The sequence below is a fragment of the Anaerococcus hydrogenalis DSM 7454 genome, assembly GCF_000173355.1.
GTDB classification, from domain to species: domain Bacteria; phylum Bacillota; class Clostridia; order Tissierellales; family Peptoniphilaceae; genus Anaerococcus; species Anaerococcus hydrogenalis.
The window spans coordinates 1-17,147 of sequence record NZ_ABXA01000017.1; the positions used below are offsets into that span (position 1 = coordinate 1).

Below are 17,147 nucleotides of genomic sequence, written 5' to 3' on the forward strand. Positions count from 1 at the left end.
AAATTGCTGGAAGTAATATGACAGGTGATGATAAACTTACCAACACCAAACCATTCTCATCCCTTCTTCTTGGAGACATAAAACTATTTTCAGCAGGATTTAATAAGGGCGAAGGAATAGAAGAAGTTAAAAAGAAGACGGAGAAAAGTTTATAAATTATTACAAAAAGAAGGAAAATATTTGGGAGGAATCCTCTACAAGGATATACAAATTCCAAAATGACGTTAAAAAATAGTATTTGAAGGAGAAGATCCAAAAATACAAAACTTGGAAAGAAATTTTGGTATGTAAGAAAAAGCTCTTGGCTAAACCAAGAGCTCATACTGTTGACAAATTGTATTTCACCCATTTCGACCGAGTGCAACGAGCGGAGAAATCTCTTGAGATCTCTCCATGCGTTCGTTCACTCACTTAGTCGAGATGGTACTTAGCTTAATTTATTCAAATAAATATTATCTAATTCATACTTGTCTATGCTCTTAGCTCTTGGCTAAACCAAGAGCTTTTCTTAATTTTCTATAATCTCAATCGGACTTGTTTCATATACAAAAATCATTGAATCAAAAATTTCTTTTGGAGACTTTTCTATTCTGTATGAGTATGGGACAAATTTCATTACCCAAGTGTAGCCTTCGCCTAATGAGCCCATTTTTATTTTTGAATCTAGGAGATTTTTGCTATCTCCATCTTTTACTTTTGAAAAATCTAAATAATAGGAATTTTTATAATTTTTTGCCTGGTAGGCGAAAGGATCTGCTGATATAAATTTTTGTATTGTCCTTTGATTTTTTTGCATAGTTTTTATATTTACCTTTGTTTTATAAAAATCTGTTCCTATTGGAAAATATGATTTTTTATATTTTTCACTTAGATTTTCTCCCATATTTTTATACATTGATTCTTTTTTTCCAATATGACCATTGTGGCCTGCTATCATTATTCTTGAATTTTTTTCATAATCTTTTATCCAAGAAACATTTTCTGCCATTTTTTTATCCCTATATTCACTTGATTTTACATAATCTCCAACCATTTTATAATATGGAAAACTTGATAGAATATTTTCTATAAGTCTTTTTTCTTTTGTATTTTTATCAAGTTTTTCATCTAATTTTTTTAAATTTTCTTCCAAAATTTTCATCTTCGGATCTTTTATTGAAATATTATCTTCTTCTAAAATTTCTAGACTTTTTATGTTAAAATCAATATTTTCTTTTTTTACAAAATCTTTTACAAGATTTACAGATTTTTCTGGATTTTGCATATCAAAACCGTAAAAGGAAATTTTTTCGTCGTGATTTTGGTTGTATTTTTTTATCCAATTTATTAAATCATTCATTTCCTTCGTATGATAAATTGGAAAAGAAAAAATTTTTGATGGATTTTTTTGAAATTTTCCTGATTTTACATAAGAATCTATCTCCATTCCTTCTGAAAAATCACATTCCAAGGCAAAGGCCCTAACATTTTCATCTTTTACCAATTTTTTTAACAAGGTTAATTTTAATTCTTGAAATTCTTTATTTCCATGTGTAGCCTCGCCAAGACCAATGATTTCTACTTGGTCGTCGATTTTTATATCTTCTATTTTTTGAGCATATTTTCCTAAATCAGAAATTTCTTTTTTAGCTTTAAATTCTGGAATTTTTGTCCACAAAAATATAAACAAAAATCCTAATACTGAAATTGAAATTATTATATACAGTAGAATTTTAAATATTTTTTTCATTTTTACTCCTTATTTAATTTTCCCATTTCAAAATATATTGGAAGGGTTATTCTAAATATCATTATATAAATTAATGAGAAAATTATTATACAAATCGCCTCTATTTCAATAAATTTTCTAAGCTCAAGCATGGCAAACATTTGAATCATGCCAAAGGCAAGTTTTGATGCGATTAGAATATGGATTATTGAAATTATTAAGGGACCAAAAACGTAAAATAGTTTTGTTTTTGACTGAATTTTTATTTCTTTTTTGCTCATTCCAACTTTTTGTAAAATCTTTATATTTCTTCCATCTTCAAGGCCTTCTGCTGCTTGTTTGTAATAAATTACAATTATGGTTGAGATTAAAAATACTAGGGCTAAAATAAGAACAACAATGTAGGCTCCTGTATGGATTTTATCAAATTCCTTCCTATTTTCTATTGAATTTTTTACTAAAATATTATCAGATATATTTTTATTCAAATTTTTGTCCATGTAGTCAATATTTTTTTGACTTTTATCTTTTAAGTCAAAATATATTCCCGACACACTAGGGAAAGTCTTAATATTTTCACCATCAGATATTTTTTTTGAAAATTCATCCATATCATCTACAACTACAAGAATATTGTGAAAAAGACTTGTTGTAGGATCCATTAGGACATAGGAGGTATTTTTTACATTTTCTTTTACTTTCAAATTTTGATTTTCTAAAGAAATTTTTCCGTATTTTTTTGCTTTGGAATCAAAAACTATAGCCTCATCCTTTTTAAGAGAAATATTTGTCTTATTTGCCATATTAAAAGATTTTATATCTGTTAGGGAAATAATTTTGGTTTTTTCATCCATTATTGTTTTTCTTAAATCATCATCTTCAATGATAGAAAATTTTCCAGGTGATTTTTCACTAACTACAAGACCCTTTCTTCTAAATTCTCCAAGATTTTCTATTTTTTGCTTGTCAATATTTTTTTCAAGTAAATTTTTTCCATATTTTTCACTTTCCTTATCATTTTCTTGGTATTGGATCAAAAAATCACTTGGGGCAATCCTATCTAATAAATCATTTTTCCCAACAAACATAGCACTCATAACCACAAAACTTAAAAGAAAAAGAGAAGAGATAATGGTAATTGATGAAAGGGCCATGGCAGATTCCTTGCTTCTTTTGATAAGCTCTCCTATAAAGGTCATATTTGTACCCTTGTAATAAATTTTTTATTTTTCTAAAAAGTTTTAAAATCCAAATAACAAGAGACCTGAAGAAAAAATATGTTCCAATTATTACTGCTATACTTGCTGGCAAAAATTTTGGGAGAGCTTGAAATATTCCCCCATTAATTGAAAGGGCTGTATAATAACCATAGCCAATTAAAATTATGGCTAAAATCATAGAAATCACATTCGCCTTTGGTTCACTTTCTCCTTTTTGGGAAAGTTTTGAAAGCTCAATCGGATTTGTTTTTCTAATCGAATTTAAACTTATCAAAGTTATTAGAATAAAGATTATAGCAAAAATAATAAGTCCTAAAATTAACTTAGAAAAATTTATAGAAAGTTTGATTTGACTTTGAATTTTTAAAATTCTTGCAACCAAATTTATGAAAAGAGGTCCCAAAAGAATTGTAAAAAATGTTCCAATTATCAAAGTAGAAATTCCTAAAATTAAATTTTCTATTATCAGAATTTTTCTTAAAGATTTTTTGTCCATACCAAGTCCATACAAAAGTCCCAATTCCTTGTAGCGATTTTTGACAATGGTTTTTGCCATGTAGACAAGAAAAATCAGAGAAAAAATCGCCACAATCCATGAACCCATTTCCAAAAGACTTTCTATTATAGCGCTTCCTCTAGATTCTAGAATAAATTTTTCACTTTTTAAATCTATTAAAAGATTAAAAATGAAAAGCATAAAACTTGATGCCAAAATATAAGGAAAATACAAGAATTTATTATTTTTTATTCCCCTTGTCGCCATTTTAAAATTAAGCTTGTTCAAATCCCTCACCTCCAGATAAAATCATCATTTGAGATTTGACCAATTTTTCATACATTTGATCATTTGTCCTATCTCCCTTATAAAGATCATAGAAAATTTTCCCATCCTTTATAAATAAAACCCTAGAGGCCCTTGCAGCAGCCATGGTAGAATGGGTAACCATAAGAATTGTTTGTCCATTTTTGTTTATTTTTTCAAAAATATTTAAAAGCTCCATGGAAGAATTTGAATCCAAGGCTCCTGTCGGTTCATCTGCAAGTAATATTTTTGGATTTGTAATGAGAGATCTTGCAACGGCAACCCTTTGTTTTTGTCCTCCAGAAATTTGGTAGGGAAATTTATCCAAGAGATCAGAAATTTTTAAGGCCTTTGCAAGTGGATTCAATTTTTCCTCCATAATTTTATATTTTTCATTTGCCAAAACCAAAGGCAAAAATATATTATCCCTGTTGTTTAAAGAAGATAAAAGCGAAAAATCTTGGTAGACAAAGCCCAATTTTTCCCTCCTAAATTTTGCCCTTTCCTTATCACTCTTATTTTTTGTATTTTCACCAGATAAAATTACATCTCCAGCCGTTTGAGTATCAAGACTTGCTATTAAATTTAAAAGAGTAGATTTCCCAGACCCACTTTCGCCCATTATGGCAACAAATTCTCCTTCTTCGACCTCAAAATTAATATCTTTTAAGGCAACAACCTGAGTATTTTTATCCTCACTATTATAAACTTTTCTTAAATTTTTAACTTCTAATATATTCATATGATCCTCCTAAGCCTATATTACAAAAAATAAAATAAAAAATCCCTAATCTAAACTTACAATTTTTCCCATAAACTTACATTTTGTAAGATTAAAAAAAATCGGCAAATGCCGATTCATAATTTATACATAGTCGGTTTAGTAATTCATTACTAATTTAAAAATTAAACTACGCTACAACCCATCTCGAGCGTAGTCGAGAGATCTCATGAGATTTCTCCACTCACTACGTTCGGTCGAAATGGTCAAATTTTTAGTTTGTCAATAGTCTAAATCGGCAAATTCCGATTAATTTTCAATAATACCAGATTTTTTAAGATTAATAGAAAACACAGTTCCCTCTTTCTCCTTAGAATCAATTTTATATTCATATCCAAGCTTTTTTAAAATATCATTAACCAAAAAAAGTCCTATGCCTGTTGAATTTGCATCTCTTTTATCACTATCTCCACTAAAACCAAATTTATTAATATTTTTCAAATCTTCTTTTTTAATACCTATTCCAGAATCTTCAATTTTTAAGATAGAATTGTGGTAGGAAATTTTAATAAAACCCTTATCGGTATATTTTATAGCATTAAACAAAACCTGCTCAAGAACAAGTCCTAGCCATTTGGAATCTGAAATTATATTTTCATCTTCTATATCAAGGATTAATTTTAAATTTTTATGGATAAAAAAACTCCTATATCTTTTTACAATATCTTTAATCAGCCTTTCAATAGAAAAGGATTTGAAAGAATAATCTAGACTGTCCTGACCCAATTTTATAAAAGATAAAATTGAGGCAATATAATCGTCAATCCTAATAAGTTCTCTTTTTATGTCATAATTTTCTTCCCTCTCACTAATTAGAGAAATACTAGAAAGGGGAGTTTTTATTTGATGAGTCCAAATAGTCAAAAGATTTTCCAAATCATTTTGCCTTAGTTTACTAGAAATTCTAAGATTTTCTATCTCCTTTTCCTTTCTTTCAAAAATATCTTTCAAGTGTCTTTCATAAATATTTTTTTCAAAAAAAGAAAAAGATTTTTTTTCCAAGCACTTTTTCGCCTTAAAAAATCTAAAAATTCCTATAAATAAAAATATAAAAAATAAAATTAATAGGCAATAGGAAAAAATCCTAAAATCTATAGGAAAGGCCAAAGAAAATATTAAAGATGAGATAAAAAAATAAAAAGGAAAAAATATAAGCCCTATTAATGCTAAAAAACAATTTTAAATTTTTCATTTTATAAAATATCCAACTCCCTTTTTTGTTTGAATAAAATCATCTAAGCCAAAATCTTTCAATTTTTTCCTAAGTCTATTGATATTTACAGTCAAAGTATTATCATCAATAAAAGAATCAGTAGCCCAAAGCTTATCCATGATAAGCTCTCTTGAAACAATTTTTTGAGGATTTTCCATAAGAATTTCCAAGATCAAAAATTCATTTTTAGAAAGATTTATTTCTTTGTCATTAACTTTTAAAATCATCTTATCCTTAATTAAAGAAATATTTTTATAAGAAAGATTAAAATTATTCCCAGAAAAATCATAAGACCTCCTAAGAAGAGCCTTGATTTTCATATTTAAAACCTGCATAGAAAAAGGCTTTGAAATAAAATCATCTGCCCCATAATTTATGGCATTAATTAAATTTATATCATCAGACGCACTTGTTATAAAAATTATAGGAAGATTAGAAATTTCCCTAATTTTCTCACACCAATAAAAGCCATTTTCAAAAGGAAGCTTCAAATCCATCAAAACAAGCTTAAAATCTCTTTTTTGAAATTCATCCAAAATATTAGAAAAATCATCCGGCATAAAACAAGAATATCCTAAAAGACCAAGCTGAAAAGAAAGCTCCTCACAAATTTTTTTATCATCCTCAACAATAAATATATCCATAATAACTCCTTAAAATTATTATAATAGATTTTAATATTTTTTAAAAATTCCCACAAAAAAAGAAGCCTTTCGGCTTCCAGTCTGTTAACAAAATAAAACTTTTCCCATCTAGATCAGACAAATAAACGCCCGTTTCGGTTGTCTATCCCGATCCATAGTGTGCAAGGAGCTGAGAGATCTCAAGAAATTTCTCGACTCACTACGTTCACTCGAAATGGAAATAAATTTAGTTTGTCAACAACCTGATACTGCATTTGCAGTCTATATTTTTATAATTTCATTGAATTTTGTCTTCTTCTTAATTTTGTTATTGTTTCTTCTTCATCAAGTTCTATCATTGATAAATCTATTACAGTATCTTTTGGAATATCTACAATCGCTTTTGTATTTTTTGTTATTAGAGCAATAGGAAGAAGATCTTCTTTTATGGATCTTGTATGATCTGTTAATTTTCCAAATACCTTATCTGATCCTATTCCATCAAGATATTCGCCTTTTTTGATATCTCTTTTTGCAACAGAAACTGTATCAGCAACTTGACCATGAAGGGGTGCTATTGTTGGTTCGTTTTCCATTACAGCATTATAAATTGTAATTGGTGTTTCAAGACTTGTTAAATGATATGGTCTATTTAATAAATAATTTGGACCATCTCCAAAGCCTAAAAACTTCATCAAATCTCTTACTTCTTTTTTATCACTTGTTACAATTAAAAATACGCCTGGTGACATTCCTGGAGAAAATTCTACTGTTTTGTATGATGATAAAACTCCCCCATCTTCTTTTAGTTTAAAATCTTCTACAGCTTTTTCTGGACTTGTTGGTATTCCATGACATCCAAAAGTATCTGGTAAAAATCCTAGACAGTTACAAACTGAATTTAATTCTATCATTGTGTTTGTTCCATCAACAAAACTTGTAAGCATTCTTGGTGAAAGTCCCTTTTTTTCTGCCTCATCTTTTAAGATTTCTGCATTCGCATAGTTATCTAATGGGTTATTTTTTCCTTTTGCAGCAACTAATATTTCAAGACCTATTCCATAAGCAAAATCACAAAGCTCAATTATTGATCCTGGTTCATCTCCTGCAATTCCAGTATAAACAACTCCTGCTTTTTTTGCCATATCATAAAGAATTGGTCCAACTACTGCATCACATTCTACATTTAGTGTTATAAAATGTTTATGATATTGAATTGATTTTGCTGCGATTTCTGCTCCAAATGGTGGGTTTCCTGTAGCATCAATTACAGCTGTAATTTGTAAAAGTTTGTAAGCTAGTCTGTAATTTGAACTTACTACTACAAATCCCTTGTTCAAAGCCTCATAGGCCTCATCGTATGAGTCTGTGTTTATTATTTTATCTTCAGAAATTCCTGAATCAACTAGGGCAATTTTTGCTTTTTCTGGTGTATGTTCTACTACAAGAGAAACTTCAATTGCATCTATATCTCCCAATTGATTTATAAGGCTTGCACCCATTTTTCCACAACCAATTATTGCCAAAGAAATTCTTTCACCGTTGTGTTTTAATTCTTTTAGCTTTCTATTTATCTTAAACATTTAATCTCCTTATATCTTCTGAGGCAGTTTTTGCTGATGAGAAGGCCCATTGAATATTATATCCACCACAATCTCCACCAACATCCATTACCTCGCCTATAAAATAACAATCTTTTATTTTTAAAGACTTCATTGTTTTTTTGTCAATTTCCCCACAAGATACTCCTCCCAAACTCACTTGGGCGTTTTTCTTATCATTAATATCGATAATATCAAATGAAAGATTTTTCAAAACATTTACTAGCTTATTTAAATCATTTCTTGATATATTTTTTTCTCCAGGATTTATTTTAGCCCTTTTTATTATATCAATTATGAGTTTTTTATCTAAATTTCCTATTAATATTTCTTCTATACTTCTTTGAGGAAATCTTTTTACTTTTTCTTCTAATTTTAATAAAAGTCCCTCTTTTTTATACTCTGGATAAAAGTCTATGTCAAGCCTTACTTTCTTCTTATCTTTAAGGGCTAGGGAAATTTGGTTTGAAAGATCAAGAATTGCTGTTCCAGTAAGCCCATAATTTTGAAAAATTATATCATCTTGTGATGATTTTTTATATTTCCCATCTATTATTAAACTTGCTCTTGCATTTACTTTAACACCTTTTGCCCTTTTTGATAGGGGATTTTTAGCCTTAAAATTTGTTATTCCATAGGTAATTTCTTCTATTTTTGTGTGATTTTTTAAAATTTCTAAAATAGACCCATCAGAACCAGAATTTTTTAAAGTTATGCCACCTGATCCTATAACTAGGATATCATACTTATATTTTTTCTTATTTTCTGATATTATGAGTTTTTTATCAAAATCTATATCCCTTATTTTTTCATTAAATATAAATTTTGCATTTTCCTCTGCCTTCATCATTAAAGAATCTTTTACACTTTGGGCACTCATAGTCTTTGGATAGCACCTGCCTGATGGCAAGCTCGTCCAATCTATGCCCAAATATTCAAAATACTTTATCAAATCTTTGTTGGAAAAATTATCCAAGGAATAATTTATAAAGTCTTTTTCCTTTGAATAATAGTTTTCATAAGAAAGCTTTAAATTTGTAAAATTACACCTGCCATTTCCTGTGGCAAGGAGCTTTCTACCGCTGTCTTTGTTTGATTCTATAACTGTTATGTTTTTATTAGCTAAAAAAGAGCAGAAGGCAAGCGAACTTACCCCTGCTCCTATTACAAAAATTCTCATAATTCTTCTAAAACTTCCCTTATGGTTTCTTTTTCATTGTAGTAGGTTTTGATATTTGCATTAAATTTTAAAAATTTTTCCTCACCTTTTCCAAGCATAAAGACAAAGTCACCTTTTTTTGCATGGCTTATACCGTATTTTATGGCTTCTTTTCGATCTTTAATGATTATAGACTCACCCTTATTTTCATCAACACCCTCTTTTATTTGTTGTGAAATATTTTCAAAAGTGTCAAACTTTGGATCGTCTGTTGTTATTACTGAAAATACCCCGTATTTTGCTGATATCTTCCCAACAGCCTTTCTTATATCATAAGTCCTATCACCATTTATCCCATAAACTGCGTATATTTTTTTATCTTTTGGTAAGTCTTTAAAAAGATTTTCAAAGGCTTCTGGAGTATGGGCAAAGTCTACTACTATATTTATGCCAAGTTTATTTTCTATAAATTCAAACCTTGATTTTACCCCGATAAAATTTTCTAGGGCTTTTGAAATTTCTTCTAATTTATATCCTAAGTCATTTGCTATGGCTATGGCACAAAGAGAATTGTAAATATCGTAATGACCAAACCTATTTAGGTGAAATTTAACCCCATTTACTGTAAATTCTAAGCCTAAGTCTACTCTTTTTATATTTTTGGCCCTATATTTTGAATCTTCATTTATAGAAATTGTTAGGGCATCTTTAAAAATTTCCTTGGCCCTTTTTCCATAATCATCATCAAGATTTACAACTTGTTTTTTGGAATTATTTAAAAGAATCATTTTTGCTTTAAAATAATTATCCATTGTTTTATGAAAATCCATATGCTCCATGGAAAGATTTGTAAATACTCCGTATTCGTAATCTATGCCATAATTTCTTTTTAGGTACAAGCCGTGAGATGAAGTCTCCATTACTGCATTTTTAATATTTTCTTTTTTAGCTTCTATTAAAATTTCATTTAAGTCTGTAATTTCTGGAGTAGTATGCTCTGTTGGCATAGTCTTATTAATCAAGTCAGCACCGTCTGTTCCTATATTTGCACATGGTGATCCTAATTTGTTCAAGACAAAGGCAATCAAGTTTGCTGTTGTAGTTTTTCCATTTGTTCCTGTTACCCCAATCATCCTCATTGACTTTGATGGATAATTTGAAAGTAAATTAGAAATTTTAGCAAGGGCAAGTCTTTGGTCTTTTACTTTTATATAATTTATCCCTTCTTTGAAATTTATATCATCATTGGTATAAATTATTGTATTAGCCCCATTTTTTATTGCTGAATCAATATATTTATGACCATCAAATTCATATCCTTTGTTGGCTAAAAATATATAATTATCTTTTATTTGTCTTGAATCTGAAGAAATCCCTATAATTTCTTTATCGTTTTGAATTTTTTTTTGATATATAGGAAATTTCTTTTAGTATCTTTTCTATTTTCATTTAATGAACGTTGTATCCTTTCTCAGTAAGTAATTCTTTGATCTTTCTGATGTGGTCTTTTCCGTTTGTTTCAAGGGTTAGTTCAACTTGGATATTTTTATACCTGCTAGTTGCAGCAAGGCTATCGTGAATAACTTCTACTATATTTGCCTTTGTATAAGCTATAACATCAAGAAGATCTCTAAGCTTTCCAGGTGCATTTTGAAGCTCTACTGTAAATCTTGCAATTCTTCCGTCTTCATAAAGTCCCTTGTGGATTAGTTGAGAAATAAATGACATATCAATATTTCCACCACTTATTACACAAACAACATTTTTATTTTTGCAGCCAAGTTTTTTACTTGCAGCAAGACTCAATGCTCCTGAAGGCTCTGCTACTAGTTTATGTTTTTCCATCAAAGTAGTCAAGGCTACCATGATTTCTTCTTCTGTTACTGAGATATATTCATCAACATTTTCCTTGCAAATTTCGTATGTAATATCTCCAACTCTTGCAACAGCTGTACCGTCTGCGATTGTATCAGCAGAATCTAGAGTTATTGGACCATCATTTTCCATAGCAGCTTGCATTGAAGCAGCATTTGCAGGTTCCACACCAACAATTTTAATGTCTGGTTTAATTTCTTTTGCACATTTTGCAATACCAGAAATTAGTCCACCGCCTCCGATTGGGACTAAAATATAATCAGCATCTTCTAATTTTTCCAAAATTTCAAGAGCAATTGTTCCTTGTCCTTCAATTACATCTTCGTCATCGTATGGAGGAATAAAGGTATAGCCTTTTTCTTTGGCAAGTTCTTGGGCATATTTATTTGTTTCGTCAAAAGTTTGTCCGTGAAGGTCAACTTCTGCTCCATATTTTAAAGTTCCATCAACTTTAATCATTGGAGTTGTTTCTGGCATGCAAACTATTGCCTTAATGCCTTGGTGGTTTGCAGAAAATGCTACACCTTGGGCGTGGTTTCCTGCTGATGCTGTTACGATTCCTACGGATTTTGATTCATCATCCATTTTTGAAATCTTGTTATAAGCTCCCCTCAACTTAAATGAACCAGTTTTTTGTAAGTTTTCTGGTTTTATGTACACATTATTTTTTGATAAATCTGAAAAAATTTCAGAATAAAAAATATGAGTTGGGTTAATAGCTTCGTCTACTCTTTTTTTTGCACTTTTAAAATCAAACATAAAATGCCTCCTTTTTATTAAATTATATCACAAGGAAAATAAAATAAGAATGTTTTTCTTAAATTATAAAATAGATTTTTGATAAATAAATATTTTGTTGAATTTGTGGATTTACTCTCATTAATTTGATCTCAAATAAAATCATCCCTATAAGAAAAAAATAGAAAACGTTTTATTTATTGCTTTTAATTTTATAGAAAAATTCAATTGAAAAATAAAGATTTGCAAAAAAATAAACCATCCCAAGCCTATAAAAATTATTTCTTGGGATGGCTTATTTTATAAACCTAATTTTTCATCTACTAATTCTTTGTTAAATCCTACTATATCTTCACCTTCAATATTTATTACAGGAACACCCCTGTGTCCTTTTTCTACTAGGTAATCTATAGCTGACCTATCTTCGTCTACATTTTTTTCTTCAAAATCAATATTGTTTTCTCTTAAATAATTTTTTGCTGCCTTACAATGTGGGCATGTATTTGATGTATAAACTGTTACTTTTTTCATTTTTTCTCCAATCTTTTTCTTTTAGATCTATTTTTCTGCCATCACTATTATACTCAATTGATAATCTCTTTCAATCTAGCCCTTTATCTTTTCATATTCATTGGCTATATTTATAAAATCATCAAGGGAAAGATTTTCTGCCCTAAGATTTTCCTTTAAGGATAAATTTTCAAATATTTTTTCAAATCTTCTTTTTCTATAACGCTTGATAGGGAATTCAGTATGGTTTTTCTTCTTTTATTGAAACCTGCCCTAACTATAGAAAATAAAATATTCCTATTAACTTTTTCATCATACAATCTCAAATTTAATTTTAAAACTTGGGAATCTATTTTTGGCTGAGGCATAAAAACTGATTTTGGCACCTTAAATTGGCCCGTAATTTCTGCATAATATTTTATAAAAACTGAAAGTGATGAATAATCCTTGCTTTTTTCATCAGCCTTCATCCTATCTGCCACTTCCTTTTGAACCATAATGGTCATATCCTTACAAGGAAGGTCCTCTTCAAATAATTTTTCAATTATTGGTGTTGTTATATAATATGGCAAATTTGAAACCACCTTAAAATCTTCTCCAGAAAAATTTTCTTTTATTATTTTTTTAAGGTCAGTTTTTAAAATATCAGCATTTATGATATCAACATTTGAAAACTCTCCCAAATTGTCCTTTAAAATTGGAATAAGGGTCTTATCTATTTCTATAACCACAAGTTTCTTGCAAGTTTTTGCCATCTCTTGGCTTATTGTTCCAATTCCAGGTCCAATTTCCAAGATATTTTCGCCAGAAACTTCTGATAAGTCTATAATTTTATCTACAAAATTTTTGTCTACCAAAAAATTTTGTCCCAAAGATTTGGTAAATTTAAAACCATATAGGTCTTGGATTAGTTTTATTGTTTTTGGTGAATATAATTTTTTCATATTTTTTCTACCGCCTTTTCAAATTCTTCGCGGCTTATGCCAAAGGAATTTAATTTTGATAAAAGTTGCTTGGAATTAAAATATCCTATAGAAAGTATATCGCCAAGCTTTTCCCTTCTCTTTCTACTATCATTTGTAAGGGTTAGGTTATTGTCTAAGAGATCTTTCATAGTAAATTCTTCTCTTTTTTCACTTTTTGTTGCATGGGCATTTTTAAGGGCTTCTATTATATCTTCTTTTGAGGCGTTTTCTACTCCCAAATCTCCATTTTTTATGGCTTTTTTCCTATCAAGATAGGCGTGTTTTGCATTTGGTATTTCTTTTGAAATTTTTGCCCTTATTTTTTTCCTGCAAAATCTGGGTCGGTAAAAATTATTATCCCACATCTTTTGTCGATTTCTTTTAATCTTTCTATCAAATCTTTTCCAAAGGCAAGGCCATTTGTTGCTATAAGCTCGCAATCTATGGCAGATTTTATATTTGTTATATCATCTTTTCCTTCAACTACTATTGTTTCTTTTATCATACTACCTACTTTATATTAAAAAATTCTTTGGCATTTTTGCTAGTTCTTTTTGCAATCTTTGATAGTTTCATCCCACGAAGATTTGCAATTTCTCTTGCAACTTCCACAATTTTTCTAGGATCATTTCTCCTTCCCCTGTAAGGTTCTGGGGATAGATATGGGGAATCTGTTTCAAGCATAAGCTTATCCAAATCTACATTTATGGCTGCATTTTTTTCATTTTCTGCATTTTTAAAGGTTACAACTCCCCCGATTGAAATATAATATCCTCTTTTCATACATTCCATTAAGTGCATATATGAATAGGCAAAACAATGAATTTGTACTTTTAATTCGGGATAAGCTTTCAAAATTTCTAGGCAATCATCAATTGAATCTCTAGAATGAACAACTACAGGAAGATTTAATTTTTTGGCAAGGTCTAATTGCTTTATAAAAACATCCTTTTGCTCAGCCTTGTTGTCATCTTTCCAATAATAATCTAGGCCAATTTCTCCAATAGCCACAACCTTGGGATTTTTCGCCAAATTTTCTAATTTTTCTATAGAAGTTTCATCAAAAGATTCTATATTTTCCGGATGAAAACCAACTTGAGCATACAAATTATCAAAAGATTCGGAAAGCTCTACTGCCTTGTAAGAATTTTCTAAATTACTTGATGGAATTATTACACAATTTACAGCAAAATTAGACAGATCCTTTATAAGAAAAGATCTGTCTTCATTAAAGTTATCACTTGTTAAATGGGCATGTGAGTCTATTAATTTCATTAAGAAATCACCGTACCTGGTTTACAATCTTTGATTGTTGTAAGTAAAGCTGCATCCTTACCTGCTGCAAGAAGCATTCCTTCTGATAAAATTCCTCTCATTTTTACAGGTTTTAGGTTTTTGATTACTACTATATTTTTTCCTACTAAATCTTCTTTTTTGTAAAATTCTTTTATACCAGAAACAATTGTCCTAGTCTCACTACCTATATCAACTTTAAAAACAAGAAGTCTATCAGCATCTGGGTGGTCCTTAGCTTCTAAAATCTTACCAACTACAAGGTCAAGTTTTTCAAAATCATCTATTTTAATTTGTGCCTTAGCTTGAACTTCTTCTTTCTTTTCTTCCTTTTTAACTCCAAGCCTTTCTTCAACTAGCTTGTTGTTTAAATCGTGAAGTTTTTCAAGTTCTTTTTCTGTATCAAGTCTGTTAAATAGGTTTTGACCCTTATTTACTTTTGTACCTTCTTTGATTAGACCAAATTCTTTTGCAGATGCAAAGCCTTTATTTTCTAGACCCAATTGTTTTAAAATTTCTTCAGTTGTATTTCTCATAACAGGCTCAAGCATTTGGGCAACAATTCTTAAAGATTCAGCAAGGTTATATAAAACTGTATTTAATCTTTCATATTTTTCTTCACGACCCAAAATCCATGGTTCAGTTTGGTCAACATATTTATTTGATCTTCTTACAAGATTCCACAAACATTCCAAGGCCTCATTGAATTTAAAATCATCCATTAATTTTGTAAAATCATCATAAGTTTTATGGCAAAGATTTATTAAATCCTCATCATACTCATCAGTTTCAGAACCTTTTTTAATTATTCCATCATTATATTTTGAAATCATTGAAACAGTTCTTGAAAGTAGGTTTCCCAAATCATTTACTAAATCTGAATTATACCTATCCATAAATTTCTTTGAAAGGAAATTTCCATCAGAACCAAAATTAAATTCACGAAGTAGGAAATATTTTAAAGCATCAGTTCCATATAGTTCTACAAGTGGTTCTGGATACATAATATTTCCCTTGGATTTACTCATCTTATCATTATCAAATAAAATCCATCCATGGGCAAAAACTTTTCTTGGAAGAGGAATATCAAGAGCCATCAAAAGTGCTGGCCAAATTATTGTGTGAAATCTTACTATATCTTTTCCAATCAAATGCACACCAGCTGGCCAATATTTATTAAATTTCTCCATATCATGACCATAGCCAATTGCTGTCAAATAACAAGATAAGGCATCAATCCATACATAAACAACGTGTTCATTATCAAAAGGAACGTCAACTCCCCAATCAAAAGTATTTCTAGAAACAGAAAGATCTTCAAGACCCTTGTTAATAAAGTTATTTAACATTTCATTTTGCCTAAATTTCGGCTCAAGAAATTCTGGATGATCTTTAAAAAGTTCCTTTAATTTGTCAGTATATTTAGAAAGTTTAAAAAAGTAAGATTCTTCCTTGTGATGGTCAACTGCTCTTCCACAATCAGGACAGTTTCCTTCATCAAGTTGGCTTTCAGTAAAATATGATTCACAAGATTCGCAATAATATCCGTCATACTCACCCTTATAAATATCTCCCTTGTCATAAAGATATTGGAAAATATTTTTTACATTTTCTTCATGCTTTGGATCAGTTGACCTTATAAAACAATCATAATCAATATCAAGTTTTTTCAATAAGTCTTGAGTTTCAGCAGCAATTTTATCAACAAATGGTTGTGGTTTTGATCCGTGAGAAAGTGCAGCATTCATGATTTTTTGGCCGTGTTCATCAGTTCCTGTAGTAAGGTAAGAATCAAATCCTTGTAAAGTTTTATATCTTTTTAAAACATCTGCAATAACAGATGTATAAACATTACCAATATGTAGGTTGCTATTTGGATAATATATTGGTGTAGTTATATAATAAGTGTTTTTATCCATAAAATCTCCTTTGTAATAATTTAAATAAAATAAAACTATTTTTCTTTTTATATATTTATATTATAGCGTTTTTGTCTATTTTTTCCAATTTAAAATAGTTTTTATAATCAAAACTACCAGCTTAGCTGGTAGTTTGTACAGCCCTATAAGGCGCTAATACCGGCATGCCCCTATTGGGGCTGTCGAGTATTACATCACATGCACCACTTTCCCAACTATGATATGTACCATCTTTACTGGACAAACCGGTAAGGAGGGTATTTTATGAAATATAGTTATGAATTTAAAAAGAATGTGTACAGTTGTACAGAGAAGGGAAAATGGGCAGATACACCTGAAGGAATTAAAGAAAAAATATTTCATGATACAATCAGAAAATGGTTTAAATTAGAACAACTTCATGGTCCAGAAATTTTAAAACATGGAAATAATATCAAGTGGAAAACTGATGAGAAGCTAGAAGTGGTAAGCAAAGTATTATCTGGAAATACTATAGGGTCTGTAGCGATTGAAGTCGGTATTAATCCTGGACAACTTTATTCATGGGTTAACAAGTATAAAATTTATGGATATAATGGTCTTGTAAACAAAAGAAAGGTCGTAAACCTAAGAATATAACTATGAAAAACAAATATCCATAAACCAAAAAACTTGATGAATCTGAACGAGAAGAATTAATAAGACTTAGAGCGGAAATGAATATATAAAGGCAGAAACGAAATAATAAAAGAAATCGCCTT

12 protein-coding genes and 4 pseudogenes are annotated in these 17,147 nt (G+C 29.5%); 2 read left to right on the top strand and 14 right to left on the bottom strand.

Annotated elements, in window-relative coordinates; translation table 11 throughout:
* Positions 1–284 (top strand): annotated as a pseudogene (locus ANHYDRO_RS10345) (NAD(P)/FAD-dependent oxidoreductase); the annotation flags it as partial.
* 224 nt (positions 285–508) lie between these two features.
* Here ANHYDRO_RS10345 and ANHYDRO_RS02525 read toward each other — a convergent pair.
* The 14 genes and pseudogenes from ANHYDRO_RS02525 to metG all read right to left on the bottom strand — a co-directional run bounded on the left by ANHYDRO_RS02525 (position 509) and on the right by metG (position 16,407).
* The gene (locus tag ANHYDRO_RS02525; protein ID WP_004813090.1) at positions 509–1,729 is read right to left on the bottom strand and encodes an erythromycin esterase family protein; all 1,221 of its coding nucleotides are present in this window, start codon (positions 1,727–1,729) and stop codon (positions 509–511) included.
* Between the two features lie 1,047 nt (positions 1,730–2,776).
* The gene (locus ANHYDRO_RS10350) at positions 2,777–3,712 is read right to left on the bottom strand and encodes an FtsX-like permease family protein (RefSeq protein WP_244261620.1); all 936 of its coding nucleotides are present in this window, start codon (positions 3,710–3,712) and stop codon (positions 2,777–2,779) included.
* Positions 3,699–4,472, bottom strand: coding sequence for an ABC transporter ATP-binding protein (locus tag ANHYDRO_RS02535; RefSeq protein WP_004813095.1), 774 nt, complete (start codon positions 4,470–4,472; stop codon positions 3,699–3,701). Before ANHYDRO_RS02535 ends, ANHYDRO_RS10350 begins: the two co-directional genes overlap by 14 nt.
* A 288-nt stretch (positions 4,473–4,760) precedes the next feature.
* A complete protein-coding gene (locus ANHYDRO_RS02540) occupies positions 4,761–5,513 on the bottom strand; it encodes a sensor histidine kinase (protein ID WP_004813097.1) in 753 nt (250 codons plus the stop codon).
* A 186-nt stretch (positions 5,514–5,699) separates the two neighbouring features.
* On the bottom strand, positions 5,700–6,368 hold the full coding sequence (locus ANHYDRO_RS02545) for a response regulator transcription factor (RefSeq protein WP_004813099.1): 669 nt from the start codon (positions 6,366–6,368) through the stop codon (positions 5,700–5,702).
* 269 nt (positions 6,369–6,637) lie between these two features.
* Positions 6,638–7,930: an NAD(P)H-dependent oxidoreductase gene (locus tag ANHYDRO_RS02550; protein ID WP_004813101.1), complete on the bottom strand. Its 1,293-nt coding sequence runs from the start codon at positions 7,928–7,930 to the stop codon at positions 6,638–6,640.
* The gene (locus ANHYDRO_RS02555; RefSeq protein ID WP_004813103.1) at positions 7,923–9,128 is read right to left on the bottom strand and encodes an aminoacetone oxidase family FAD-binding enzyme; all 1,206 of its coding nucleotides are present in this window, start codon (positions 9,126–9,128) and stop codon (positions 7,923–7,925) included. Before ANHYDRO_RS02555 ends, ANHYDRO_RS02550 begins: the two co-directional genes overlap by 8 nt.
* A pseudogene (locus tag ANHYDRO_RS02560) lies at positions 9,125–10,556 on the bottom strand (UDP-N-acetylmuramoyl-L-alanyl-D-glutamate--2,6-diaminopimelate ligase). Before ANHYDRO_RS02560 ends, ANHYDRO_RS02555 begins: the two are co-directional and overlap by 4 nt.
* On the bottom strand, positions 10,557–11,741 hold the full coding sequence (ilvA, locus tag ANHYDRO_RS02565; RefSeq protein WP_004813107.1) for a threonine ammonia-lyase: 1,185 nt from the start codon (positions 11,739–11,741) through the stop codon (positions 10,557–10,559).
* Between the two features lie 279 nt (positions 11,742–12,020).
* Positions 12,021–12,251 (bottom strand): glutaredoxin family protein, encoded by a 231-nt coding sequence (locus ANHYDRO_RS02570; RefSeq protein WP_004813109.1) that lies wholly within the window; start codon positions 12,249–12,251, stop codon positions 12,021–12,023.
* A gap of 75 nt (positions 12,252–12,326) precedes the next feature.
* Positions 12,327–13,174, bottom strand: a pseudogene (rsmA, locus tag ANHYDRO_RS02575) (16S rRNA (adenine(1518)-N(6)/adenine(1519)-N(6))-dimethyltransferase RsmA).
* Positions 13,171–13,700: pseudogene (gene rnmV, locus ANHYDRO_RS02580) on the bottom strand (ribonuclease M5). The pseudogenes rsmA and rnmV overlap by 4 nt, the downstream one beginning before the upstream one ends.
* Before the next feature lie 5 nt (positions 13,701–13,705).
* Complete coding sequence (locus tag ANHYDRO_RS02585) at positions 13,706–14,470, bottom strand: TatD family hydrolase (protein WP_004813118.1); 765 nt, start codon at positions 14,468–14,470, stop codon at positions 13,706–13,708.
* Complete coding sequence (gene metG / locus ANHYDRO_RS02590; RefSeq protein WP_004813120.1) at positions 14,470–16,407, bottom strand: methionine--tRNA ligase; 1,938 nt, start codon at positions 16,405–16,407, stop codon at positions 14,470–14,472. Before metG ends, ANHYDRO_RS02585 begins: the two co-directional genes overlap by 1 nt.
* Before the next feature lie 264 nt (positions 16,408–16,671).
* Between metG and ANHYDRO_RS02595 the strand changes: the two genes are divergently transcribed.
* Positions 16,672–17,025, top strand: a complete 354-nt coding sequence (locus tag ANHYDRO_RS02595; protein ID WP_004813122.1) for a helix-turn-helix domain-containing protein — start codon at positions 16,672–16,674, stop codon at positions 17,023–17,025.
* The last annotated feature ends 122 nt before the right edge of the window (positions 17,026–17,147 follow it).